20 protein-coding genes and 1 tRNA gene are annotated in these 23452 nt (G+C 72.3%); 14 read left to right on the top strand and 7 right to left on the bottom strand.

Features of this window, described 5'->3' with window-relative positions:
• Window positions 1-3 precede the first annotated feature (3 nt).
• Complete coding sequence (locus NE235_RS37205) at window positions 4-1803, bottom strand: serine/threonine-protein kinase (RefSeq protein ID WP_289848282.1); 1800 nt, start codon at window positions 1801-1803, stop codon at window positions 4-6.
• A 314-nt stretch (window positions 1804-2117) separates the two neighbouring features.
• On the opposite strand from NE235_RS37205, the gene NE235_RS06795 reads away from it, so the two are divergent.
• Complete coding sequence (locus NE235_RS06795; protein ID WP_252800087.1) at window positions 2118-2972, top strand: aminotransferase class IV; 855 nt, start codon at window positions 2118-2120, stop codon at window positions 2970-2972.
• Window positions 2973-3053: 81 nt separating this feature from the next.
• Here the strand turns inward: NE235_RS06795 and NE235_RS06790 are convergent, their stop codons facing one another.
• Window positions 3054-3476 carry an SsgA family sporulation/cell division regulator gene (locus NE235_RS06790; protein WP_252783169.1) on the bottom strand — a complete coding sequence of 141 codons (423 nt, stop codon included), beginning with the start codon at window positions 3474-3476 and terminating at the stop codon, window positions 3054-3056.
• A 205-nt stretch (window positions 3477-3681) separates the two neighbouring features.
• Between NE235_RS06790 and NE235_RS06785 the strand changes: the two genes are divergently transcribed.
• From NE235_RS06785 to NE235_RS06765, 5 genes are all read left to right on the top strand, one after another.
• Complete coding sequence (locus NE235_RS06785; protein WP_252800086.1) at window positions 3682-4050, top strand: TIGR02611 family protein; 369 nt, start codon at window positions 3682-3684, stop codon at window positions 4048-4050.
• Window positions 4051-4113: 63 nt separating this feature from the next.
• Window positions 4114-4185: transfer RNA gene (locus NE235_RS06780), tRNA-Val, on the top strand.
• 247 nt (window positions 4186-4432) lie between these two features.
• Window positions 4433-4882: a hypothetical protein gene (locus tag NE235_RS06775; RefSeq protein WP_252800085.1), complete on the top strand. Its 450-nt coding sequence runs from the start codon at window positions 4433-4435 to the stop codon at window positions 4880-4882.
• A 615-nt stretch (window positions 4883-5497) separates the two neighbouring features.
• The gene (locus NE235_RS06770; RefSeq protein ID WP_252800084.1) at window positions 5498-6733 is read left to right on the top strand and encodes a carbohydrate-binding protein; all 1236 of its coding nucleotides are present in this window, start codon (window positions 5498-5500) and stop codon (window positions 6731-6733) included.
• A 183-nt stretch (window positions 6734-6916) separates the two neighbouring features.
• The gene (locus NE235_RS06765; protein ID WP_252800083.1) at window positions 6917-7063 is read left to right on the top strand and encodes a hypothetical protein; all 147 of its coding nucleotides are present in this window, start codon (window positions 6917-6919) and stop codon (window positions 7061-7063) included.
• 44 nt (window positions 7064-7107) lie between these two features.
• Here NE235_RS06765 and NE235_RS06760 read toward each other — a convergent pair whose 3' ends face one another.
• Window positions 7108-8382 (bottom strand): lactate racemase domain-containing protein, encoded by a 1275-nt coding sequence (locus NE235_RS06760; protein ID WP_252800082.1) that lies wholly within the window; start codon window positions 8380-8382, stop codon window positions 7108-7110.
• Window positions 8383-8517: 135 nt separating this feature from the next.
• Between NE235_RS06760 and NE235_RS06755 the strand changes: the two genes are divergently transcribed.
• The 3 genes from NE235_RS06755 to NE235_RS06745 all read left to right on the top strand — a co-directional run bounded on the left by NE235_RS06755 (window position 8518) and on the right by NE235_RS06745 (window position 12259).
• Window positions 8518-10068 (top strand): class I adenylate-forming enzyme family protein, encoded by a 1551-nt coding sequence (locus tag NE235_RS06755; RefSeq protein WP_252800081.1) that lies wholly within the window; start codon window positions 8518-8520, stop codon window positions 10066-10068.
• A gap of 269 nt (window positions 10069-10337) precedes the next feature.
• Window positions 10338-11324 (top strand): alpha/beta hydrolase, encoded by a 987-nt coding sequence (locus NE235_RS06750; RefSeq protein WP_252800080.1) that lies wholly within the window; start codon window positions 10338-10340, stop codon window positions 11322-11324.
• Between the two features lie 104 nt (window positions 11325-11428).
• Window positions 11429-12259 carry a DUF1206 domain-containing protein gene (locus tag NE235_RS06745; RefSeq protein WP_252800079.1) on the top strand — a complete coding sequence of 277 codons (831 nt, stop codon included), beginning with the start codon at window positions 11429-11431 and terminating at the stop codon, window positions 12257-12259.
• A 29-nt stretch (window positions 12260-12288) separates the two neighbouring features.
• Here NE235_RS06745 and NE235_RS06740 read toward each other — a convergent pair whose 3' ends face one another.
• Together NE235_RS06740 and NE235_RS06735 are read right to left on the bottom strand one after the other, a co-directional pair.
• Complete coding sequence (locus NE235_RS06740) at window positions 12289-12795, bottom strand: CBS domain-containing protein (RefSeq protein WP_252800078.1); 507 nt, start codon at window positions 12793-12795, stop codon at window positions 12289-12291.
• Complete coding sequence (locus NE235_RS06735; protein WP_252800077.1) at window positions 12792-13220, bottom strand: pyridoxamine 5'-phosphate oxidase family protein; 429 nt, start codon at window positions 13218-13220, stop codon at window positions 12792-12794. The genes NE235_RS06740 and NE235_RS06735 overlap by 4 nt, the downstream gene beginning before the upstream one ends.
• A gap of 283 nt (window positions 13221-13503) precedes the next feature.
• On the opposite strand from NE235_RS06735, the gene NE235_RS06730 reads away from it, so the two are divergent.
• The 4 genes from NE235_RS06730 (at window position 13504) to NE235_RS06715 (ending at window position 19601) form a co-directional block, all read left to right on the top strand.
• Window positions 13504-15864 carry a phosphoketolase family protein gene (locus NE235_RS06730; protein ID WP_252800076.1) on the top strand — a complete coding sequence of 787 codons (2361 nt, stop codon included), beginning with the start codon at window positions 13504-13506 and terminating at the stop codon, window positions 15862-15864.
• Window positions 15861-16922, top strand: a complete 1062-nt coding sequence (locus NE235_RS06725; RefSeq protein WP_252800289.1) for an acetate/propionate family kinase — start codon at window positions 15861-15863, stop codon at window positions 16920-16922. Before NE235_RS06730 ends, NE235_RS06725 begins: the two co-directional genes overlap by 4 nt.
• An 86-nt stretch (window positions 16923-17008) precedes the next feature.
• Entirely contained in the window at window positions 17009-18661 is a 1653-nt protein-coding gene (locus NE235_RS06720; protein WP_252800075.1) for a GAF domain-containing protein, read from the top strand.
• A gap of 82 nt (window positions 18662-18743) precedes the next feature.
• Entirely contained in the window at window positions 18744-19601 is an 858-nt protein-coding gene (locus NE235_RS06715; protein WP_252800074.1) for a universal stress protein, read from the top strand.
• Window positions 19602-19634: 33 nt separating this feature from the next.
• Here NE235_RS06715 and NE235_RS06710 read toward each other — a convergent pair whose 3' ends face one another.
• Together NE235_RS06710 and NE235_RS06705 are read right to left on the bottom strand one after the other, a co-directional pair.
• Window positions 19635-21131 (bottom strand): sensor histidine kinase, encoded by a 1497-nt coding sequence (locus NE235_RS06710; RefSeq protein ID WP_252800073.1) that lies wholly within the window; start codon window positions 21129-21131, stop codon window positions 19635-19637.
• Window positions 21128-21883: a response regulator transcription factor gene (locus tag NE235_RS06705; RefSeq protein WP_308206031.1), complete on the bottom strand. Its 756-nt coding sequence runs from the start codon at window positions 21881-21883 to the stop codon at window positions 21128-21130. The genes NE235_RS06710 and NE235_RS06705 overlap by 4 nt, the downstream gene beginning before the upstream one ends.
• Before the next feature lie 188 nt (window positions 21884-22071).
• Between NE235_RS06705 and NE235_RS06700 the strand changes: the two genes are divergently transcribed.
• On the top strand, window positions 22072-23442 hold the full coding sequence (locus NE235_RS06700) for a ferredoxin reductase family protein (RefSeq protein WP_252800072.1): 1371 nt from the start codon (window positions 22072-22074) through the stop codon (window positions 23440-23442).
• Window positions 23443-23452: the final 10 nt, after the last annotated feature.

Here is a 23452-nt window from a genome sequence, read left to right as displayed (position 1 = left end):
ACGTCAGTGGGCCGTGGCACCCCGGATGCACTTGGGCTTGGACCACGCGATCGTCGCGGACTGCCCGTCGCTCTGCCCGAGAGCGACCAGCGCGCCGACCGTGAAGCAGTACCCCTTCCGGGCGTCCAGGCCGGAGACGGTCATCGTCGTGGAACGCGGTGGCAGCGCCTGCGGAGGGGCCTGGGTGGGCGAGCCGTCGGACTGCTGCACCCAGATCGGGTAGTTGTTGTTCTTGGCGAGCTTCCAGCGCAGGACCACGATCTGCCCCTTGTCCGTCGCGCGCAGGTCGCGCGGGGTCGCGGCGATCATCACCTGAGACGGGACCGCCACGGGAGCGGACGAGGCGTGCGTCTGCGGCGCGGTCGGCGTCGGTGTCGGCTTGTCCTTCGTGCCGTCTCCGGTGTTCCCGAACAGCAGGAACCCGCCGATGCCGGCGCCCGCTATCACCACCACACCGGCCAGCACACCGGCCACGACGGCGCCCGGACGGCCCTTACGGTCGCCTCCGCCCACGCGCGCCAGGTCCAGGGGGTCGGCGGTCTCCGGCAGCGTCCGCGGCGTCGCCTCACGGGGACGCGGCACGGGGACCGGCGGGCGCTGCCCCGCACCCTGGACGGGTCCGGCGCCCCGTCCGCCGGCGCGACCGGCGTCGAACGCGCCGGTGGGGCCGGGGCCCGGTGTGCGGGCCGGTCCGCTGCTCGCCGCCTGAGGGGCACCGGCACTCGGCGCGCGGCTGGGACCGGCGTCCGGCGCCCGGGGCGGCGCGGGCCTCGGAGCGGCCGCGGGCGGCGAGGCGGGCGCCGGGCCGGCCGCCGGGCCGGCGGCGTCCGGATGCGCCGCCGGCAGGTGCGGCGGAGCGTACTGCCGGGCCAGCAGTTCGAAGCCGGGACCGGTCAGCCCGGAATGGTCCTGCTCCGGGATGTACGGGGTCGGGGCGGGCGGCGCCGTGATCGAGTCGCTGCCCGCCGGCTCCGTCACCGGAAGCCCGAGCTCGGCCTGCAACTGCTGCAACCGGCCCGCGAACTCGACAGCGCTGGGGTACCGCTGGGCCGGGGTCTTCGCCATCGCCTTGGCGATGACGTCGTAGACCTGCTGCGGAACGTCCTGGCGCTGGATCGGGGGCGGGGGCTCGTTGAGGATGCGCATCATCAGCGCGCCGATGCCGTTGGACGATCCCGTCGACTTGAACGCCGGGCCGCCCGCCAGCAGCTGGTACATGCTCGAGGCCAGCGAGTAGACGTCCGCGGTCACTCCCGGCTGCTCGCCGTTGACGACCTCCGGCGCCGCGTGGTGCGGCGTGAACGCGGTCGTGTGCGTCACCTCCGACGAACCGGCCAGCCGGGCGATGCCGAAGTCCGCGAGCGCCGGCTCGCCGTACTTGGAGACCAGGATGTTCTGCGGCTTGACGTCGCGGTGCAGCACCCCGGCCTCATGCGTGGCGGCCAGGGCGCCGGCGATCTTCACGCCGGCCCGCAGGACGTCCTGCAGGGGGAGCGGCCCCTCGCGCGACAGCCGGTCCCGCAACGACCCCCGCTCGAAGTAGTCCATCGCGATGAACGGACGCCCGCCGCTCGTCATGCCGGTGTCGAGGACGGTGACGACGTTCGGGTGGCCGGTGAGCCGTCCGGTGATCTGGCACTCGCGCTCGAACCGGCGCATCGTGTCGTCGTCGACGTCCTCGACGGACAGCACCTTCAAGGCGACGACGCGATTCAGACGCTCCTGCAGGGCGCGGTAGACGACGCTGAACCCGCCCTCGCCCACCCGCTCCAGGATGCGGTAACCGGGCACCTGGTCGTTCATCTGAGTCTCTTATTCATCGGGACGGCTGGAGATGCGGGAATGAGTCGTGTCGATGGTAATGCCTGGTTCCTGGCTGATCGCTGAGTCGGTCCGGGTTGATCCGTCGTCGTTCGACGCGGTGACGGCTCCCGGCGTTCCCACGGGACCTCCCCGGCGGCGGCCGGAGCCGTACGGCCGGCGCGTGACGTCCGCGTTTATTGGCTCGAAGCAGGCGCGCACGGGTCGTAGTGTGGGGGTGGCCGGGGGTGTTCGGGCCCGGCGGCCGAGCAGGGAGGACCGGGCCGCGGCGCCCGGCACGGAGAGGTGGCTTCACGGTGGTCGAGCTCAGCTCCCAGACCGGGAACGTCCCGGTCTGGATCAACGGAGAACTGCACGCCCCGGAGAACGCGCGGGTGTCGGTCTTCGATCACGGCATTCTCGTCGGCGACGGCGTGTTCGAGACGGTCAAGGCCGTACGCGGAGAGGCCTTCGCCCTGACCCGCCACCTGCGGCGGCTCGCCGTCTCCGCGACCGGTCTCGGCCTGCCCGAGCCCGACCTGGACGCCATCCGCCGGGGCACGCTGGCCGTCCTGGCCGCGGCGCCGTCGTGGGACCTGGCCCGCATCCGGATCACCTACACCAGCGGCGTCGGCCCGCTCGGTTCCGACCGCGGCGCGGAGGGCGCCACGGCGATCGTCGCGGTCGCCGAGCAGACGCCGTTCCCGCCGGCCGCCGACGTCTCGGTCGTGCCCTGGCCGCGCAACGAGCGCGGCGCCCTCTCCGGCCTCAAGACCACCTCGTACGGCGACAACGCCAAGGCCCTCGCCTACGCCCACGAGCACGGCGGCGCGGAGGCGATCTTCGGGAATCTCGCCGGGAACCTCTGCGAGGGCACCGGCTCCAACGTCTTCGTCGTCCGCGACGGGCGGCTGACCACCCCGCCGCTGTCCTCCGGCTGCCTCGCGGGAGTGACCCGGGCGCTCGTACTGGAATGGTGCGGCGGTGAGGAGGAGGACCTGCCGCTGGAGGAGTTCGGCGCCGCCGACGAGGCGTTCCTCACCTCCACGACCCGCGACATCCAGCCGATCCGCGCCGTCGACGGCAAGGTCTTCCCCGCCGCCCCGGGCCCCGTCACCCGTAAGGCGATCGAGGTCTTCGCCGAGCGCGGCGCCGCCGACCTCGACCCGTGACAGGCGTACGGCCCCGCACCATGGGTGTGGGCCAGCGCTGGGAGGCGCCTGGTGCGGGGCCGTACGGTCAATGCCGGGGGTTCAGATGTGCCAGAGGAGGTCGTCCAGTTCGGCTTCAATGTCGATGAAGTCAGCTTCCCGGCCGGCAGGAACGATCTCATACGTCCGGTCAAGGAAGTCCGTGAGGGGCGTCAGCGGTACCTCGAAATGTGCCCGTCCGAACGGCGATGACAGCGTCAGGTTCAATATCCGCTCGCCGCTCTTCTCCGCCGGCCACACCCGCACGTCACCCCTGCCGACCTTGCGCACAATGCCGACGGTCAGCAGCTCACGAGCAAAGATCCACTCCACCGGTGCCTCGTTCCCCACATGGAACGCCACACGTATCGCATAAGGGTCATCAGCGGAGTAGTCCAACGTCGCAAGCAGCGGGATGATCGTCCTGTCCGGGACGAGGAGCCGAAGGCCGACCTCGGCGGAGGCAGTGGTGCTGCTGCTGTTCATCGGTCATCCTTCAGGCGTCAGTCCCGCATCGCGGGTTTCTCGGTGAGGACCTCGCTCCCTCCAACGGGTGTCCCCCTGGCTCTGTGACGCGTAACTGCCAAAAGTCCTAAGAACATTCCGCCCCCCGTACGTCATGTGACCTACCTCACCGGTCTAGATACCCGCTCTGACCTGCGTGGAAGCGAAGTGACCTAGGGTCGGTCCCATGAGGGAGACGCTGAGCGACTGGCGGGAGCGCATCCGCGCCCGTCCCCTGCTGAACAACATGTGGCGGCTCGCCGTGTTCACCGTGGGCGTCACGGTCCTCGCGGCGGGTGTCGCCATGCTGGCGCTGCCGGGCCCGGGATGGGCAGCGATCTTCGTAGGCTTTGCCATCCTGGCGACCGAGTTCGCCTGGGCGCAACGTGCCCTCACCTCCGCGAAGCAAACGGCGAGCAAAGCGAAGGAGAAGGCCCTCGACCCACGGGTACGGCGCCGGAACCAGCTCCTGGCCATCTGCGCCGGCGTCATCGTCGCCGCCGCGATCGTGGCCTACCTCCACGCCTTCGGCCTAAACCTCCCGTCGAAGCTCTGATCGCCGATGCGCGAAGAGGGCGGGAGATGCGCTAGTCTTTTCCGCGGCGGGCTGATCCGCCTGGGGCGATTAGCTCAGTGGGAGAGCGCTTCGTTCACACCGAAGAGGTCACTGGTTCGAACCCAGTATCGCCCACCCAGTGTGAGAGCAGGTCAGAGAGGGTTCCGGAGATCATCCGGGACCCTTTTTCGCTGTGTAGGGGCGGTCCGGGAGACGGGCGCTGCGACCCGATAGCTCGGCTCCTCTCGCGTCGGGGATGGGTCCTGGGGCCCAACGAGGACGCCGGAAGTTGGGTCTTGGAGTCCTGTCGCAGGGCCGGGGCGGATCACTACGTTGCCACTGACAGCGCATCCCGAGAGAAAACGGATGAAGATTGAAATCAGTGGTTCGTACGATCATCGCCGCCGGAGCCATCGCGTCGATCGCGGGGCTCGCCGCTCCGGTCGCCTCCGCTGAGACGGGCACGAAGGCTCCGGCCGTCTCCGCGGCCGCCGCCCCGGTAACGTCGGTAGTCGTCGTGCAGAAGAAGTACTGCCGGAATTTTCCGCCGCGGAAGAAGCTCTACGTCTGCATCAAGCGGATCGGCGGCGGCAAGCTCGAGAGCTGGATGACCAACGACAAGAAGGTCAAGGGCACACTGGGGGTTCTGCCGTACAAGGCCGATGGGACGCCGGGCAAGCTGAAGACGCTGAAGAAGAGCTCCGGCGCGAAGAAGGTCGCCTTCTCCGGATACAAGTGTCCCAAGGGGTACGCGACGGTCGCGACGTGGTGGCAGGACACGTACAAGGGCCACACGAACAAGTGGTACAGCGCCGCCATCAAGTGCAAATAGCCGGGGGACGCCGCCTCCCCGTCGCGTTGGACGCCGTCCCCTCAGCAGGCACGAATGCCGCCTGAGGGGACACGCGCTGAAGGCGGGCACCCACCGGGTGTCCGGTTCGGCCTGAGACGGACGGGCGGCTCGCGCGACGGTGATGGTGGACGCGCCCGCCCCGGCCCTCCGGTCGTACCGCGGCCTCTCAGGACGAGCATGTCCGCTCGGCGATGCTCTGAAAGCGCGACGTGGGTGGGGGCGTCGCGCAGAGGGTCGTCTACTCAGCCGGGAAATCTCTACTGAGGCGAAACGGCCTCTGGCGACGGCACCCCCTGGCGCCCCTTCTGACGGTTACGCGCCGATCTGGCCGCCCGGGAGACTGGTGAGGCGGCTCACGGGCGGGCCGTGCCGTCCCACTCCGCGCTGATCGCAGAGGGCCGGTGCCCGTTCTTCCCGACGGCCTCAGGCTCTGAGGTCCTCAATGCCGATCAGGGTCTCCCCGGGGACGCGTTCATCGAGTATCCTCCGAGGCAAGTCCAGACTGGAAACTTTCCTAAAAGATTGCTGAGCTTCCCATCCCCCGCCAAGACGTGCGGCCGCTGGCCGTGCGTCGACCCCCGAAGGAGAAGCGACATGCGATGGAGAACGGGCATGCCCGGCCGCAGGCAAGGGCTCGTCGCCGCGATCGCCGCGGTGGCGGCGGCGCTTGGGACGGCCGCGGCCGTCACCGGGGTCAGTGCCGCGGCCACGAGCCCGGCCGCGGCACTCGGCGGCAACTGGTACGGCGCCGCGCCGTACGTGATGCCGTTCGACAACGACCCGCCGGACCTGGGGCCGGTGATGAGCGCGACCGGCCAGAAGACCTTCCAGCTCGCCTTCATCCTCGCGCCGAACGGCGGAGGCTGCCGGCCGACCTGGGACGGCACCCACGAACTCACCTCCGACGCGCAGGCCGCGTCGGTCATCAACGGCATCCGTGCGGCGGACGGCGACGTGACCGTGTCGGCCGGTGGCTACAACGGCACCAAGCTCGGCCAGGCATGCGCTGATCCGGCATCGACCGCCGCGGCGTACCAGCAGGTGATCAGCAGGTACGCGCTGAAGGCGATCGACCTCGACCTGGAGGAGCCGGAGTACGAGAACGCGGCGGCGATCCACAATGAGATCGGCGCGGCGAAGATCCTGCAGCAGAACAACCCGGGTCTGTACGTCTCGGTGACGACGGCCGGCACGACCGGCGGTGAGGGCACGGGCTGGTTCGGCAAGCAGCTCCTGGCCGAGTCAAAGAGCCAGGGATTCACTCCCGCCAACTACGCGATCATGCCCTTCGACGGGGGCTTCAACGGGTCCACGTCGCAGATCAGCGCGCTGGAGGGCTTCCACAACACGCTGATGAGCACCTTCGGCTGGGACTCCGTGACCGCGTACGCGCACGAGGGCGTGTCGATGATGAACGGCCGGTCCGACAGCGGTGAGATCTTCACCCAGTCCGACTTCCAGGCCGTGCTCGACTACGTCACCTCGCACAAACTCTCGCGGTACACCTTCTGGTCGGTCAACCGGGACCGGCAGTGCAGCCCTCCGGACAACGGCGGGCGTACCTCGGGAACCTGCTCCAGCGTGGCGCAGTCGGCCTGGGACTTCACCCGCTACACGGCGAGGTTCGGCGCCTCGCCCACGGTGCCGATCCCGACGCCGACCCCGCCCGCGCCCGGTTCCTGCTCGGCGCCGGCCTGGAGCGCGTCCGCGGTCTACACCGGCGGGAACCTGGTCACGTACGCGTCGCACACGTGGAAGGCCCGGTGGTGGACCCAGGGCGAGACGCCCGGAAAGGCCGACGTGTGGGCCGACCAGGGCCCATGCGGCTGACCACGCCGTAGGCCGCGCGGTTTCGAGGGCCGTTCCCCGTCACAGGGAGCGGCCCTCGTGTCCTGCCGCCGCGCCGTCTCCGCCGCGTTCGCCGGTGAGCGGCATCGTCCGATCCGGACTGCGCGGTCGGGATGGCCACGGTGTAGCAGATCGCGACGGGTGACGCCGTGAGGTCGTACGGCGATGATGACTGAGCGGGCGGCCGATCTCGGCCTTCTCCAGCGCTCCGCGGACCCCGTTGGACGCGGCGAGGACGCTCTCGCGGGCACGCCCGTCTGCGATGTGGTGCGCGAACTGGGCGGTGACGGCCGCGACGGCCAGTCCCGCTGACAGAGACCGCGCAGCGTACGTTTCTGTGACAGGTCGCGTTTGTCTTAAGCCCGGCGGTCCGCCGGGCGGAGGCGGTACAGGATCTCGCCTGCGTCGGGGACGACCAGGACGTCCGGGTCCGGGTCCGCGATCCATCGGTCGACGTCGATGGAGGCGGGGTCCCGGTAGCCGAGGCCGTGGGCGGCGCAGACGTCCTCGGGGATGCCCGTGGCGAGCGTGACGTCGATCCGCGGCCGCTCCACTCCCGCCTCGAACGTGCCCTGCCCGCGCAGGTGCGTGCTGTGCGCCAGGACGCCGAGCGGCCGGTCGCGGAACCGGTCCCACTGGGCGAGGAAGTAGTCGCGCGTGTGGTAGCCGATCTCGGCGAGGACCGCGCCGTGCGTCACGCTGAAGCGGTCGATGTGCGGCGCGTAGATGATCACCTCGCCGCCGTCGGCGATCACCGGCTCGACCTTGTACATCCCCTTGGCGGCCGTCCACATGTCGGCGTACCGGCGCGGCATGATCGACAGCACCTTCTTGTACGGCCGGTCGACGTGGCGGATGTGGACCCGGGCGGACAGGCCGGCGGCCGCGGCCCAGGCCTCCTCGGGCGTCCCGGCGTAGAGGCCGGCCAGTTCGGTCCCGCCCGGGCGTACGACCATGGCCAGGCACAGCTTCGGCGTCGGGATCATCGCGGCGGCGCGGTCGATGATCGCCCGCACGGGGGTGATGCCGCGGGTACCGATGATGTCATGACTGGTGATCAGGGCGCCGAGCCAGTGCGAGAGGTCGATCACCTCCGGGCCGCCGACGCCCGGGAAGAAGTACTTGTTGCCGCCGGAGAAGCCGACGACCTCGTGCGGGAAGACCGGTCCGCACACGATCACGAGGTCCGCCTCGACGACGAGGCGGTTGATCCGCACGTCGACGGGGGCGTCGAGCCGCCCGCCGCTCAGCGCGCCGACCTCCTCGGCGGTGATCGTGCCGAGGGTCGCGTACGCCGCCGGGTCGGACCAGGCGTGGTTGACGACGGTCATCTCCGGCAGCAGGCGGTCCCGGCCGATCCCGGTGGCGCCGACGAGGGCGTCGAGCGCGGCGTCGTCCATGGGCTGGTGGGTGCCGAGCGCGACCAGGACGTCGATCCGGGCCGCACGGCCGGCGAGCGCGTCGTGGAGCAGGCGGAGCATCAGGGGCATCGGCGCCGACCGGGTCCCGTCCGGAATGATCACGACGACGTGCCGGCCGCCGACGTCCACGCCGGTCGCCAGGTCCTGGACGATCCGGCGGATCTCGTCCTCGGTGAGCGTACGCTCCGGGCTGCCCGTCCCCTGTACCACGATCTTCTTCCTTCCCGTTGCCTGCGCCGTGCCTGCGGCACGACCATCTCACCGCGGCCGTCGTTCTGAGAATGCTCTGAGGAGGACCGGCCTAGTCTCCTGCGCGTCGGACGAGTCGACCGCAGCGAGGCGACGATGCAGGACAGGCCAGACGACGCGATCTTCCCCCAGACCCTGCTGGACGCGCTGGCAGGGGCCTCGGAGCGGCCGGCCTTCGAGTGCGGGGACCGTACGGTCACGCGGAGCGCGCTGCTGGAGACCGTCCGGCGGCTGGCGTCCGCCCTGGCCGCCGCCGGGCTGGGACCCGGCCAGGGGATCGCGCTGGTGACGACCGTCACGCCGGAGGCGTACGCCGCGCACATCGCCGCGCACGCGCTGGGCTGCCGCGTCGTGGGCGTGCCACCGGGGTACACCGCCGAGCGGCTCGCCGCGATCCTCAGCGCCGACATCGAGGCGGTCCTGGTCGACAGGCCCTCCGTGACGCCGGAGCTGATCGCGGCGGCCGGCGCGCGGCCGGTGCTCTCGCTGGGGGAGTGCCCGGCCGCGAAGGACCTGCTCACCGGCGCGGCGGACGAGCCACTGACCGTACGGGGACGCGCCGGTGACGTGGGCCGGCTGACGTACACCAGCGGCAGCACCGGACGGCCCAAGGGCTGCGCGATGACCTACCGGGCCCTCACCGCGGACTGGGCGTACAACCCCGCGACGTGGACGCCGGAGCTGGTCCGGCTGGCGCACGGCTTCGAACGCGGCCTGGTCTTCGGCACGCTGGCCAGCGCGGCGGTCATGCACTTCACCTCGCTGACGCTGATCGCGGGCGGCACCGGGGTGATCCTGGACCCGGCCGACACGCGTCCGCTGTTCCCGTACGCCATCGAACGTCACCGCATCACCGGGACGATCATGACGGTGCCGCGGTTGTACCAGATGCTCGACATCCTGCGCGAGGAGCCGGTCGACACGGGCAGCCTGCGCGCCGTCATGGTGTCCGGGTCGCCGGTGAGTCCGAGGCGGCTCGCGGAGGCCGTCGAGCGTCTCGGCCCGGTGGTGTACCAGGGGTACGGGCAGAGCGAGGCGGGCCTGATCTCGGTGCTGACGCCGGAGATGATCGACGAGGGGCCGGCCGACGTCCTGACCTCGGTGGGCCGGCCGCTGTCGTTCGTCGATCTCGAGGTACGGGACGAGCAGGGACGCCCGGTCGGAGTGGGGGAGACCGGGGAGGTGTGGCTGCGGACCCCGTCCGTGATGTGCGGGTACTGGGGCGATCCGGACCAGACGGCCGAGGTGCTGCGGGACGGCATGCTGCGCACCCGGGACCTCGGCCGGCTCGACGACCGGGGCCTGCTGCATCTCGTCGGGCGTACCCGGGAGGTGATCATCGTGAACGCCGAGGTCTGCTACGCGGGTCCGATCGAGGCCGTCCTCGCGGAGGACCCGGACGTGGACCAGGCGTACGTCGTCGGTACGCCGGACGAGGGGACCGGCGAGGCGATCCACGCGTTCGTGGTGCCCGCCGGCGACCGGGCCCCGGACCTCGGCACGCTGGCGCGGGCGGTGCGGGACCGGCTCGGCGCCGCGAGCGTGCCCAAGACGATCACGGTGATCCCCGAGGCGCCGGTCGCCGCCAGCGGCAAGTTCGACAAGCGGGCACTGCTCTCCCGTCTCCCGGATCACGCCGGGCGCTGACGACGGACCGTCACCGAACGGGCGGGACCGCCGCGCGGATCTGGTCACACTGCGTCACCGGATCTCTCCGTGGGGAGATACCCGCGGCCCGGGAGCGGGGAGAAGCAGGTATCCCAAGGGGGGATTCCCCCGTATCGCGGGTCACAGGGGCGGAGGGACGATCGAGGTGGTTCCTCCAGACAAGTACACCGAGGCGCAGTAATGACACAAAATCCCCCCTGCGGCCGGGCGTCGGAGCCGGGCCGTTCGATACCCGCCGGTGGTGTCGCGTGACCTCTTACGACGACCTTCCCGCCGGATTCGCCGACATCGTCGCTCCCAGCCGCCAGGCCAGGGCGCTCGCACGTGCCCTGAGCCTCGGCTGGCGGCCCATGGTCGACCGCCTCAACGGACGCTTCGTCTCCCTCACGGTGCTCCGCATGGCGCTCGAACACGGCACCCGCCTGCTACGACCCGATCCCGGAGTGCGGGTCGAGGACCTGGCCCGCACGGCGGGCGCCCCGGTCACCGGGGAATGGGTCCGGCCCCCCGAACAGCGCAAGGGCGCGATCCTGTACCTGCACGGGGGCGGGTACGCGTTCTGCTCGCCGCGGACGCACCGGACGCTCACGAGCCGGCTCGCGGCCGACACCGGACTGCCGGTCCTGGCGCCGAGCTACCGCCTGGCTCCCGAGCATCCGTTCCCCGCGGCGCTCGAGGACGCCCTGGCGGCCTACCGGTGGCTCCTCACCGAACTGCCGCCGTCCCGGATCGTCATCGCCGGCGACTCCTCCGGAGGGCATCTCGCCGCCGCCACCGTCGGCGAGGCGTGCCGGTCCGGACTGCCGGTGCCCGGTGGCGTCGTGCTGTTCTCGCCCTGGGTCGACCTCAGCTGCGAGCTGTCGGTGCTCAGCGACCGGGAGTACCGCGACCCGTTCATCAGCCCCGCGCTGGCGCGTCACTTCGGCCGGTTGTACGTCGGCGACCACAACGACTGGTCCGACCCGCGCCTGACCCTGCTCGACTGCGCCGGCCTCCAGCTGCCGCCGTTCCTCATCCAGGTGGCGGGGCAGGAGGTCCTGCGCGGTGAGGCCGAACGGCTCGCCGAGGCGCTGACCGCCTCCGGGAACAGCTGCCGGCTCCAGGTCTGGCCCGGCCAGATCCACGTGTTCCAGCTGTTCAACCGGTTGTTCCCCGAGGCGCGGGCGGCGGTACGGGAGGCGGCCGACTTCATCCGCACCGCGGCCGGCCTCGACGCCGCCGAACAGGCGGCCTGACCCACCGGGCGACCGCAGGCGACGGTCCCCCAGGGCGCGCGGCCGGTCACCAGGTTTGAGCTCATGCGGACAGGGCATCTCCGCGGCCGATCCCGGAGGTGGCTATGACCGTGCAGAGCGCACACGTACAGGCGGCCGGCCGCCGCGCGTCCAACAGCACGCCGTTCCAGCTTCTCGCCCGGAGCGGCCTCGCCGCCCGCGGCGTCATCTACCTCCTGGTGGGGTACCTCGCGATCAAGATCGCCTTCGGTAAGGGCGGGCAGCAGGCGGACCGGCAGGGGGCCCTGCAGACGGTCGCGAAGACCTCCGGCGGCACCGTGATCCTTTGGCTGCTGGCGGCCGGCTTCGCGGGCCTCGCCCTGTGGCGCTTCAGCGAGGCACTCCTGGGTCAGTCGGGGCCGGATGGGCACAAGGTCGGCAAGCGCCTGGCCTCCCTGGCGCGCGGCGTGTTCTACACGGCGGTGTGCGCCACCACCGTGGCGTTCAACGTCGGCGCCGGCGGACCGGGGTCCAGCGACAAGAAGTCCAAGGACTTCACCGCGAAGGCGATGCACGACCTCCCGGCGGGCCGGTGGCTCGTCCTGCTCGTCGGGATCGGCTTCGTCGCCGGCGGCATCGGGATCGCGGTGGGCGCGCTGCGCCGCAACTTCGAGAAGCAGCTCAAGACCGAGCAGATGAGCGTCCGGGTCCGCAGGGTCGTCGAGGCGCTCGGCATGGTGGGCCGCTCCACACGGGCACTGGTGTTCGCCGCCGCCGGAGTCTTCCTCGGCTACGCCGGCGTCACCTACGACCCGGGCAAGGCCAGGGGCGTCGACGGGACGCTGCGTGAGTTCGCGTCCACCGCGGTGGGCCCGTGGCTGCTGGTCCTGGTCGCGTTCGGCCTGGTCGTGTTCGGCCTGTACTCCTTCTGCGAGGCCCGCTGGCGCCGGCTGTAGCGCGCGGAACCAGCGTGCCGGCCCGGTGGTCAGCTCGGCGGGATCGCGCTGCCCTCCGGGTGCCGTCTGGGCACCACCGGCTCGATGCGGTAGAGCGGCGGCGCGGTGACGTGCCCCGCCCGGGTACGCGGGTGCGCGCCGGCGGCCAGGGCGATCAGGTCCCACGCCGTGAACAGTCCCGACAGCCGCCCGTCGTCGTCGAGGACCGGGACGACGTCGGTCCCGGCGGCGAGCATCGCCCGCGCGGCCGTGGCGACGGAGTCCTGCGGGCGTACGTGCCCCGGCGGGTGGTGGCCGACGAGGGTTCCGACGGGTTTGCGCATCCGGTCGGGACCGCCGCTGTCCCAGGCGGCGGCCAGCGTCTCGGCGTCCAGGACGCCGACGAGGCTCCCGTCGTCGCGCAGTACGGGCACGTGGTGGTAGCCGCCCTGTCGCATCAGCTCCCACGTCAGCAGCGCCGACTCGTCCTCGGTGACGGCGAGCACGTCGGCCGACATGGCCTCGCCCACCGGCCGTTCCTCCAGCGTCCCGGTCATGGTCTCGCCTCCACCATCGTCGGATGGATCCGCCGCCCGCTGATGACGTCGCTCCGGATGCGGATGAAGTGGTCGTGCCGCCCGGGAATCCACGGGTCGAGCGGCAGCAGGGACAGCCGGCGCAGCTCCCCGGAGTCACGGACCGCCCGCGCCTGCCCGACGACCGTGACGGACCAGCCCGCCTCGTCGCCGGCGTCGAAGGCGTCGGCCTCGAAGGCGACGATCGTGCCCGCCGTGGCCGCGGCCAGCTTGGAACCGGCCGAGGTCGCGATGATCACGTCATCGCCGTGCAGCACGAAGTTCACCGGCTGGATCGCGGGCAGGGCCCGGTCGGTGAAGACGACCCGGCCGACCGGCACGGATGCCATGAGGGCGAGGCACTCCTCGCGGTCGAGGATCTCCAGCCCGTTCGTGTCGAAGCGCATACCTCGATGCTGCTGCCGCCGGGGGCGGGCGGGCAGGGGCTAACGTCCCGCGTCCGACGGTCCTTCTCCGCCGGAGTCCCCCGATCCGGGACCTTCGTCCGCGGGGACGGTACGGCCCGCGGCGTACGTCCGCCCGCCGGGGGACCTTGGTCCCTGCAGGAGCGCGCGCGGACCATGATCCGATGAGGGTCCCAGGGCGGCGGACCGGCCCGCGCGATTCATCGAAGGGCGCGCGGGTAGGGCCAGCGGCCCGACGACGCCTATCGATCGAGGAGATCGCGTCATGACCTTGGCGGACGACGAACTGCGCCGGATCGACGCGTACTGGCGGGCCGCGAACTACCTGTCGGTCGGGCAGATCTACCTGCGTGCGAATCCGCTGCTGCGGGAGCCGCTGACCCGGGACGACATCAAGCCCCGGCTGCTGGGCCACTGGGGGACGTCGCCCGGCCTGAACCTGTGCTACGTCCACCTCAACCGCGTCATCAAGCGACGCGACCTGGACATGATCTACATCATGGGCCCCGGGCACGGCGGTCCCGCAGCGGTCGCGAACGCCTGGCTCGAGGGTACCTACAGCGAGGTCTATCCGGCGGTGTCACAGGACGAGGAGGGCATGGCCCGGCTGTTCCGGCAGTTCTCCTTCCCCGGCGGCGTGCCCAGCCACGTCGCGCCCGAGACGCCCGGCTCGATCCACGAGGGCGGCGAGCTCGGATACTCCCTCGCCCACGCGTACGGGGCGGCGTTCGACAATCCGGACCTGGTCGTCGCCTGCATCGTCGGCGACGGTGAGGCGGAGACGGGGCCGCTGGCGACGAGCTGGCACTCCACCAAGTTCATCGACCCGGCGGCCGACGGCGCGGTGCTGCCGATCCTGCACCTGAACGGCTACAAGATCGCCAACCCGACCGTGCTCGCCCGCATCCCGGAGCCCGAGCTGGTGGCGCTGCTGGAGGGGTACGGCCACCGGCCGATCATCGTGAGCGGCGACGAGCCCGCCGACGTGCACCGGCAGCTCGCCGGCGCCCTGGACGACGCCCTGGACGACATCGCCCGTATCCAGACGGCGGCGCGCGAGGGCGGCTCGACGGAGCGCCCCCGCTGGCCGATGATCGTGCTGCGGACGCCGAAGGGCTGGACCGGCCCGCGCGAGGTCGACGGGGTGCCCGTCGAGGGCACGTGGCGGGCCCACCAGGTGCCGCTCGGCCGCGTGCGGGAGGACCCGGAGCACCTGGCCGCGCTGGAGGCGTGGCTGCGCTCCTACCGTCCGGAGGAGCTGTTCGACGAGGCCGGCCGGCCGGTCGCCGAGCTGCGGGCGCTGCCGCCCGAGGGCGAGCGGCGCATGAGCGCGAACCCGCACGCCAACGGCGGCGTGCTGCTGCGCGACCTCGACCTGCGGGACTTCCGCGAGTACGCCGTGCCCGTCGACAAGCCGGGGACGGGCTACAGCGAGGCGACGCGCGTGCTGGGCGGCTTCCTGCGCGACGTGATCGCCGACAACGCCGACAACTTCCGGATCATGGGGCCGGACGAGACCGCGTCGAACCGCCTGGCGGCCGTGTTCGAGGAGACCGACCGGGTCTGGGAGGCCGAGCGCCTGCCCACGGATGAGCACCTGGCCCCGCACGGCCGGGTCATGGAGGTGCTGAGCGAGCACCTGTGCCAGGGCTGGCTGGAGGGCTACCTGCTCACCGGACGCCACGGGCTGTTCAACAGCTACGAGGCGTTCGTCCACATCGTCGACTCGATGTTCAACCAGCACGCCAAGTGGCTGTACGTCACCCGGCGCCTGCCGTGGCGGCAGCCGATCGCGTCCCTGAACTACCTGCTCAGCTCGCACGTCTGGCGCCAGGACCACAACGGCTTCACCCACCAGGACCCCGGCTTCCTCGACGTCGTGGTGAACAAGAAGTCCGAGACCGTCCGGGTCTACCTGCCGCCGGACGCCAACACCCTGCTGTCGGTGGCCGACCACTGCCTGCGCTCCCGCGACTACGTCAACGTCGTCGTCGCCGGCAAGCAGCCGGCCCTGAACTGGCTGTCGATGGAGGAGGCGGTGGCGCACTGCGCCCGGGGCATCGGCATCTGGGACTGGGCGAGCACGGACTCCGGCGGTGACCCGGACGTCGTCCTCGCCTGCGCCGGCGACATCCCCACCCTGGAGACGCTCGCCGCCGCCGACCTGCTCCGCGAGCACTTCCCCGAGCTGCGGGTCCGGGTGGTCAACGTCGTCGACCTGATGCGGCTGGAGCCCGACACCGAGCACCCCCACGGGATGTCCGACGCGGAGTACGACTCGGTGTTCACCACCGACAAGCCGGTGATCTTCGCCTTCCACGGATACCCGTACCTCATCCACCGGCTCACCTACCGGCGGCACGGCCACCACCACCTGCACGTCCGCGGGTACAAGGAGGAGGGCACCACGACCACGCCGTTCGACATGGTCATGATGAACGACCTGGACCGCTTCCACCTCGTGATGGACGTCATCGACCGGCTTCCGCAGCTCGGCGGGCGGGGCGCGTACGTGCGCCAGCAGATGATCGACCAGCGTCTCCGGGCCCGGGCGTACACCCGGGAGCACGGCGAGGACCTGCCCGAGGTGGCGAACTGGGCGTGGCCGCACGGCAGGCTCTCATGAGCAGGGTGCTCGTGGTAAACGCCGGGTCCAGCAGTCTGAAGCTGAGCCTGCTGGACGCCGGCGACACCGTGCTGGCCAGGCCCGGGAGCCTGGACGAGCTCGCGGACCTGCCCGCGCCCGACGCGATCGGCCACCGGATCGTCCACGGCGGCCGGGAGTTCACCCAGCCCGTGCTGATCGACGACGACGTCGAGCGGCGGCTGCGGGCCCTGGTCGACCTGGCCCCGCTGCACCAGCCGAAGTCGCTGCACGGCATCGACGCCGTACGGGCGGTGCTGCCCGGCGTCCCGGAGGTGGCCTGCTTCGACACCGCCTTCCACGCCGGGCTGCCGGCCGCCGCCGCGACGTACGCCCTGCCCGCCTCGTGGCGGGAGAAGTACGGCCTGCGCCGCTACGGCTTCCACGGCCTGTCCCACGCGTACGCGACACGGCGGACCGGGGAGCTGCTGGGCGCCGACCCGGCGGCGCTGCGGATCGTCGTCTGCCACCTGGGCGCCGGGGCGTCGCTGTGCGCGGTGGCCGGCGGCCGCTCGGTCGACACCACCATGGGGTTCACCCCGCTCGAAGGTCTGGTGATGGCGACCCGGTCCGGCAGCGTCGACCCGGGCCTGCTGCTGTGGCTGCAGCAGCACGAGGGCGTCGCCATCGACGAGCTCGCCGAGGTGCTGGAGCACGAGTCCGGCCTGCTGGCCCTGGCCGGCACCCCGGACATGCGGCAGATCCTCGCCCGCGACGACGCCGACGCGACGCTCGCGCTGGAGGTCTACGTGCACCGGCTGCGCGGCCTGATCGCGGAGATGACCGCGGCCATGGGCGGGCTCGACGTCCTGGTCTTCACCGGCGGCGTCGGCGAGCACGCGCCCGAGATCAGGCGGCGCGCGGCGGACGGACTCGGCTTCCTGGGCGTACGGATCGACCCGGTCCGCAATGCCGCCGCCCGCGGTGACGCGGACATCGGAGCCCCGGGGGCGGCGGTCCGCTCCCTCGTCGTGACGGCGCGGGAGGACCTCGAGGTCGCGGCGGGAACGCGCGCGGTACTCGGGGCGGCGTCCAGGTAGCCGGCGTGCACCCAGGCGACCCGGTGTTCCATACTGTGAACAAGCGGGCCCAGGGCAGCGGCCTGACGGGGGAGGTTCTCGCTGCCATGCCTTCCGACACCTTGCCGGGACGGGACGGTTCCGGCCTCCTGCCGCACTTGCGGCTCGATGAGCTGCTCGCCGAGCTGCAGACGCGGCTGGCCGCCGTGCTCACCACACGTGACCGCGTGCACGCGCTGGTGGAGGCGGTCGTGACCATCGAGAGCGATCTCGACCTCGACGGTGTGCTGCGGCGGATCGTCGAGGCGGCGGCCGCGCTCGCCGGCGCCCGCCGGTGCGCCCTGAGAGTGATCGGGGAGGACGACCGGCTCGGGCGGCTCGTGGCCGTGGGCGGTCCCGGCGCCGGCCCGCCGCCCGGCCGGTCGCTCAGCGTGCCGGTACGGGTCCGCGACGCGGTGTTCGGCACGCTGGAGCTCACCGGCAGGAACGACGGCGGGGACTTCGACGAGAACGACGAGAACATCGTCACCGCCCTCGCCGTCGCGGCGGGCGTGGCCATCGAGAACGCCCGGCTGTACGAGGAGGCCCGGCGGCGGGAGCGCTGGCTCCAGGCGTCGGCCGAGGTCTCGGCGTCGTTGCTGTCCGGCACCGAGCCGGAGGAGGTGCTCGAGCTGGTCGCCGAACGCGCCCGGGAGATCTGCTCCGCCGCCACCGCCGGCGTGCTCCTGGCCGACGGCGGCGAACTCGTCGTCGAGGCCACCGCCGGCCGGTACGCCGACGCGCTCCGCGGCATGCGGCTCCGCGCCGGCGACGCCGTCGCCGGCCGGGTCCACCGGAGCGGCCGGTCCGTCGTCCTGGCCGACGCGGACGAGTACCTGCGCGCCGCCGGGATCCGCCTCCCGGACCCGATCGGACCGGTGCTGATCGTCCCCCTGGGCTCGGATGCGGCCGCGCGCGGCGTCCTGTCGGTGGGCAACCCGCGGGGCGGGCCCGCGTTCGGGCGGTCCGCCCGCCGGTTGCTCGAGGCGTTCGCCGCCCAGGCGGCGGTCGCGCTCGAACTCGCCGACCGGCGCCGCGACACCGAGCGGCTCCTGCTGCTGGAGGAGCGGGGCCGGATCGCCAAGGACCTGCACGACACCGTCATCCAGCGACTGTTCGCGACGGCCATGACGCTGATGGGCGCCGCCCAGACGGCCGAACGGCGGGACGTGGCCGTCCGCGTCCAGCGCGCGGTCGACGACCTGGACGACACGATCCGCCAGATCCGCTCGACGATCTTCGCCCTCCAGGAGGCGCCGGCCGAGCACGGGCTGCGCGCGCGGATCCGGCGCGTGACCGACCGGGCGGAGGAGACGCTCGGGTTCTCCCCGGAGGTCCGGCTGGACGGCCCCCTGGACCTGGTGGTGGACGACGGGGTGGCCACCCAGGTCACGGCCGTGCTGGCGGAGGCGCTCTCCAACGCCGCGCGGCACGCCCGGGCCCGCCGGGTGAGCGTGACCGTGAGCGTGGCCGACGACCTGGTCGTACGGGTCGCCGACGACGGGATCGGAATCCGGCCGGGCGGACGCCGGAGCGGCCTGCGCAACCTCGCCGAACGGGCCGAACGGCTCGGCGGCTCCTTCCGCGTCGGACCGGGGGAGCGCGGCGGCAGCGTCCTGGAATGGCGCGTGCCCGCGCACGCGGGCCCGGAGGGAAGTCCGGCCGAGCGGCGAGTGGTACGGGGACCTTGGTCCCTTCCGGCCGGTTCCGGCGGACGATGATCCTGGAGGCGTGAACAGACCCCGTGACGCTCACGTGACGAACGTGGCCGGCCGGGAACACCCGCTCGCAGAGGAGATCCCCATGAGGCCGATCGTCGTCGGAACGGACGGCTCACCCCGCGCCGGTCTCGCGGTCGAGTGGGCGGCGGAGGAGGCGGTACGGACCGGTCGCCCGCTCCACGTGCTGCACGCCGTCGAACGCTGGCCTTACGACGTGCCGTTCCACCCGGCTCCCGGCCTGGGCGAATCCCGCGCAGAGGACGCGGCCCGCGTCCTCACCGAAGCCGCCGACCTCGCCGCGAAGGCCGGGCCGGGCATCGAGGTCACCACCGAGCTCGTCGAGGAGACCCCGTCCGAGGCGCTCCGCCAGGCGGCCTTCGGCGCGTACGAGACCGTGGTCGGCAACCGCGGCCTCGGGGGCCTCGCGGCTCTGCTGCTCGGGTCGACCGGGTTGAAGGTGGCGGGCCACGCTCCCGGCCCGGTGGTGATCGTCCGGGGCGAGACGGGCGAGACCCGCGGCGAGGTCGTCGTCGGAGTCGACCGGTCCGGAGAGTCCGCCCTCGCGCTGCAGTACGCCTTCGAGACGGCGCACCTGCGGGGCGCGTGGGTGCGGGCGGTGCACGTCGCGCCGGCGCCGTCCGCCGCGCTCACGGCCTCCTACCCGGACGCGATCCACGACGCGGCTGCGGCCGCGGCGACGCTCCTGGTCGGCGCGCTCGCGCCCTGGCGGGACAGGTATCCCGAGGTCAGGGTCGTCGAGCAGGCGGTCGTGGGGCACACGGTCGGCGAACTCATCGCGCGCTCCGCCCGCGCGGACCTGCTCGTCGTCGGCGTCCGCGCGAACGGCGGGGGCCGCCTCGGCCTGCACCTCGGCTCGGTGAGTCACGGCGTGATCCATCACTCCGCCTGCCCGGTCGCCGTCGTACGCGCCCGCCCCTGACCGTCCATCTGGGACCGCGTGCCGGAGCGGATCTCAGTCCCGCGGCTCCTCGCCGGGCGCTCCGACCGGCAGCCGGATCCGGAAGCACGTCCGCCCCGGCCCGCCGACGAGCGACGTCGACCCGCCGTGGGCCTGGACGACGGCGGACACGATCGCCAGCCCCAGCCCGCTGCCACCGGCCTTGCGCGACCGTGAGCCGTCGCCCCGTACGAAGCGTTCGAAGACGTCACCGCGCAGGTCGGCGGGGACGCCGGGGCCATCGTCGATCACCTCGAGCAGGACCGTCCGGCCATGGTCGGCTGCGGCGACGCGCACGGTGACGTTCGTGCCCGGCGGGGTGTGGGTGCGGGCGTTGGTCAGGAGGTTCCCGATGACCTGATGGAGCCGGAACTCGTCCCCGTACACCGTGACCGGATCCTCCGGAAGGTCCAGGGCCCAGTGGTGGTCGGGGCCGGCGGCCCGCGCGTCGCTGGTGGTGTCGATCGCGAGGCGCGTCAGGTCGACCGGTTCGTTCGCGAGCGGGCGCCCGGCGTCGAGCCGCGCGAGCAGGAGCAGGTCGTCGACCAGGTGCCCCATCCGCGCCGACTCCGCCTCGATCCGGCGCAGCGCGTGGTCGACCCGCGGGCCGGTCTCGCCGGGGTCCCGGCGGGCCAGCTCGGCGTGGCTGCGGATGCTCGCCAGCGGCGTGCGCAGCTCGTGGCTGGCGTCGGCGATGAACCGCCGCAGCCTGTCCTCACTGGCCTGTCGTTGCGCGAGCGCCGACTCGACGTGTTCCAGCATGTGGTTGAAGGCCGTGCCGACCTGCCCGACCTCGGTTCCGGGCTCGGTCTCCGGCACGCGCGCCGGCAGCGCGACCTCCCCGCTCGCCAGCGGCAGCTCGGAGACGTGGGTGGCGGTCGCGGCGACGCGGCGCAGCGGGCGCAGGGCGAGCCGTACCAGCGTGGCGCCGGCGACCCCGCCGACGGTCAGGACGACGATGAACACCGAGATCTCGATCACGAGGAGCCGGCCCACCGTCTCGTCGACGCCGTGCATCGGCAGCCCGGTGACCAGGACGTCGCGGTCCTCGCCGTGGCCGGCCATGAGCCGGTACCTGCCGAGGGACTCCAGCTCGACCGTCCGTGGCCGGCCGTCGGGCGACAGCGCCTCCAGCCGCGCCCGGTCCTCCGGCGGCAGGTCCAGCGTGCCGCCGTCGTCCCGTACGACGCCGCACTGCGTGACCCGGCCGCCGGCCAGGCGGGCGCCGAACGTGCCGACCGCCTGGCCCTTCACCCGGTCGAAGTGCTCGTCCTGCTCCGTGTGCTCCAGGCTGATGGCGTACCGGCCCTTGGCCTCCTGGAGCTGCTGATCGAGCCGGCCGATGAGGAAACGCTGCAGGGAGAGGCTCGTGGCGACCCCGACGACCGTGCAGGCGAGCGTGAACAGCAGGAGCGACCCGGCGATCAGCCTGCCGCGCAGCGTGCGGACCCGGATACGGGCCGGTGGCAGGCGGAGCCGGCGCCGGGAGACGCCGTGGCGGGGGGCGGTCATGAGGCGGGGGGTCGCAGGACGTAGCCGACGCCGCGCACGGTGTGGATCATCGGTTCGCGCCCGGCGTCGATCTTCTTGCGCAGGTAGCTGACGTACAGCTCGACGACGTGCGCCTGGCCGCCGAAGTCGTAGTTCCACACGCGGTCGAGAATCTGCGGCTTGGACAGCACCCGGCGGGGGTTGCGCATGAAGTAGCGCAGCAGCTCGAACTCGGTGGCCGTCAGCTCGATCAGGTCGCCGCCGCGCCGGACCTCACGTGAGCCCTCGTCGAGGGTGAGGTCGCCGACCGCGAGAGCCTCACCGCCCTGCGCGCGGGCCAGTCCGGAGCGCCGGAGCAGGCCGCGTAGGCGGGCCAGCACCTCTTCCAGGCTGAACGGCTTGGTGACGTAGTCGTCGCCGCCGGCGGTGATGCCCGCGACGCGGTCCTCGACGGCGTCCCGCGCGGTCAGGAACAGGACGCAGACGTCCGGGTTGTCCGTGCGCAGCCGGCGCATGACCTCCAGGCCGTCGAAGTCGGGGAGCATCACGTCGAGCAGGACGGCGTCGGGCCGGAAGTCACGGCCCGCCTTCACCGCCTCGGCGCCGGCACCGGCGGTCATGACCTCCCAGCCCTCGAACCGCAGGACACTGGCGAGGACCTCGGCGAGGCTCGGCTCGTCGTCGACCACGAGCACGCGTACGGGCGAACCGTCGGGGCGCGTCATCAAGGGGTGCCGGGCGGGCGGTGCGCCGGGGGGTCGGGGTTCGCTCATCGTCACCTACGCTGCTCCCGCAGTTCTGCTCAGGTTGAACGTTCGCTGAGAGTTTCCTCTGAGCGTTCCTCATTCGCGCAGGTCAGGCGCGGTCTCAGCGGGGGTGCACAAGTCGTTCAGAAGGAACGTTCAGCTTCGGGTCCGAAAGTAAGCATCCGAACGACCCAAATCATACGGGGGGACGACCTGTGACCACTCTCGACGAACGGGCCATGGTGCGGAGGCCACCGGCCGGCCGGCAGCCGGTCCGTGCCCGGCCAGAGCACGTGCTGGTTCCGATCGGCCTGGGGGCGGCCGCGGTGATCGGGCTGTGGTGGCATGACACTCCGGCCGTCTCCGGCTTCGGCGACTGGCTCACCAACGCGGGACGCATCACCGGGCTGCTGGCCGGCTTCGCGGCCGTCGTCCTCGTCGCCCTCATGGCCCGGATCCCGGCGCTCGAGCGCGGGGTCGGCACGGACCGCCTCGCGCGGTGGCACGCGATGGGCGGCCGGTACATGGTCTGGCTCGTCGTGGCGCACGCCCTGCTGATCACCTGGGGGTACGCCGTCACGGCGCACACCGACCCGGTCCACCAGGCCAAGACGCTGCTGCTGAGCTATCCGGACGTGCTCATGGCGACCGTCGCGGCCCTGCTCTTCGTCGGCGTGGGCATCGTCTCCGCCCGCGCCGCACGCCGCCGGATGCGCTACGAGACGTGGTACTACCTGCACTTCTACACCTATCTGGCGATCGCGCTGGCGTTCAGCCACCAGTTCGCGACGGGCGCCGACTTCATGGACAGCCTGCCCGCCCGCGTCCTGTGGTCCGCGTTGTACGTCTTCGTCGGCGCGCTCCTCGTCTGGTTCCGGTTCACGGTGCCGGTCTGGCGGGCGTTCCGGCACCGGATGCGCGTCGAGGGGGTGTACCGCGAGGGCCCCGGCGTCGTCTCGGTGTGGGTCCGCGGCCGTCACCTGGACGAACTGCGGGCCGAGCCGGGCCAGTTCTTCCGCTGGCGGTTCCTCACCCGCGACCTGTGGTGGGCCTCGAACCCGTACTCGCTGTCGGCCCCGGCCAGGCCGGACATGCTCCGCGTCACGGTGAAGACCTTCGGGGAGCACAGCGGCGCGCTGTCGCGGCTGCGGCCCGGGACGCGCGTGTTCGCCGAGGGCCCGTACGGCGCGTTCACCGCGGGACGGCGCCGGCAGCGGAAGGTGCTGCTGCTGGCCGGCGGGGTCGGCATCACCCCCGTCCGCGCGCTGTTCGAGACCCTTCCGGGAAGTCCCGGCGACCTTACGCTCGTCTACCGGGCCACCGACTGGTCCGACGTCGTCTTCCAGGAGGAGCTCCGCCAGATCGCGGAGGCGCGCGGCGCGGCCCTGCACTACCTGGTCGGCTCGCGCCGGGACCTCGGCGGGGACCCGCTGTCACCGCAGGTCCTCACGCGCATCCTGCCGGACCTGAGCGCCCACGACGTCTACGTCTGCGGCCCGGACGGCATGGCGAACGCCGCGAAGGCGGCCCTCCACCAGGCGGGCGTGCCCCGGCGCCGCATCCACCACGAGTCTTTCGAGTTCTGAGATCCAGGGG

It is taken from the genome of Actinoallomurus spadix (genome assembly GCF_024055725.1).
Lineage (GTDB): Bacteria > Actinomycetota > Actinomycetes > Streptosporangiales > Streptosporangiaceae > Actinoallomurus > Actinoallomurus spadix.
The sequence above is the reverse complement of the archived record's forward strand: the minus strand, read 5'-3'. Positions and strand labels throughout refer to the sequence as shown.

Bases quoted from the DNA above. Each gene is read 5' to 3' on its own strand.
- NE235_RS37205 (WP_289848282.1), bottom strand. From the start codon at position 1,803: ATGAACGACCAGGTGCCCGGTTACCGCATCCTGGAGCGGGTGGGCGAG.
- NE235_RS06790 (WP_252783169.1), bottom strand. From the start codon at position 3,476: ATGAACAGCAGCAGCACCACTGCCTCCGCCGAGGTCGGCCTTCGGCTC.
- NE235_RS06785 (WP_252800086.1), top strand. From the start codon at position 3,682: ATGAGGGAGACGCTGAGCGACTGGCGGGAGCGCATCCGCGCCCGTCCC.
- NE235_RS06770 (WP_252800084.1), top strand. From the start codon at position 5,498: ATGCGATGGAGAACGGGCATGCCCGGCCGCAGGCAAGGGCTCGTCGCC.
- NE235_RS06765 (WP_252800083.1), top strand. From the start codon at position 6,917: ATGATGACTGAGCGGGCGGCCGATCTCGGCCTTCTCCAGCGCTCCGCG.
- NE235_RS06755 (WP_252800081.1), top strand. From the start codon at position 8,518: ATGCAGGACAGGCCAGACGACGCGATCTTCCCCCAGACCCTGCTGGAC.
- NE235_RS06745 (WP_252800079.1), top strand. From the start codon at position 11,429: ATGACCGTGCAGAGCGCACACGTACAGGCGGCCGGCCGCCGCGCGTCC.
- NE235_RS06740 (WP_252800078.1), bottom strand. From the start codon at position 12,795: ATGACCGGGACGCTGGAGGAACGGCCGGTGGGCGAGGCCATGTCGGCC.
- NE235_RS06735 (WP_252800077.1), bottom strand. From the start codon at position 13,220: ATGCGCTTCGACACGAACGGGCTGGAGATCCTCGACCGCGAGGAGTGC.
- NE235_RS06730 (WP_252800076.1), top strand. From the start codon at position 13,504: ATGACCTTGGCGGACGACGAACTGCGCCGGATCGACGCGTACTGGCGG.
- NE235_RS06725 (WP_252800289.1), top strand. From the start codon at position 15,861: ATGAGCAGGGTGCTCGTGGTAAACGCCGGGTCCAGCAGTCTGAAGCTG.
- NE235_RS06720 (WP_252800075.1), top strand. From the start codon at position 17,009: ATGCCTTCCGACACCTTGCCGGGACGGGACGGTTCCGGCCTCCTGCCG.
- NE235_RS06715 (WP_252800074.1), top strand. From the start codon at position 18,744: ATGAGGCCGATCGTCGTCGGAACGGACGGCTCACCCCGCGCCGGTCTC.
- NE235_RS06710 (WP_252800073.1), bottom strand. From the start codon at position 21,131: ATGACCGCCCCCCGCCACGGCGTCTCCCGGCGCCGGCTCCGCCTGCCA.
- NE235_RS06705 (WP_308206031.1), bottom strand. From the start codon at position 21,883: ATGAGCGAACCCCGACCCCCCGGCGCACCGCCCGCCCGGCACCCCTTG.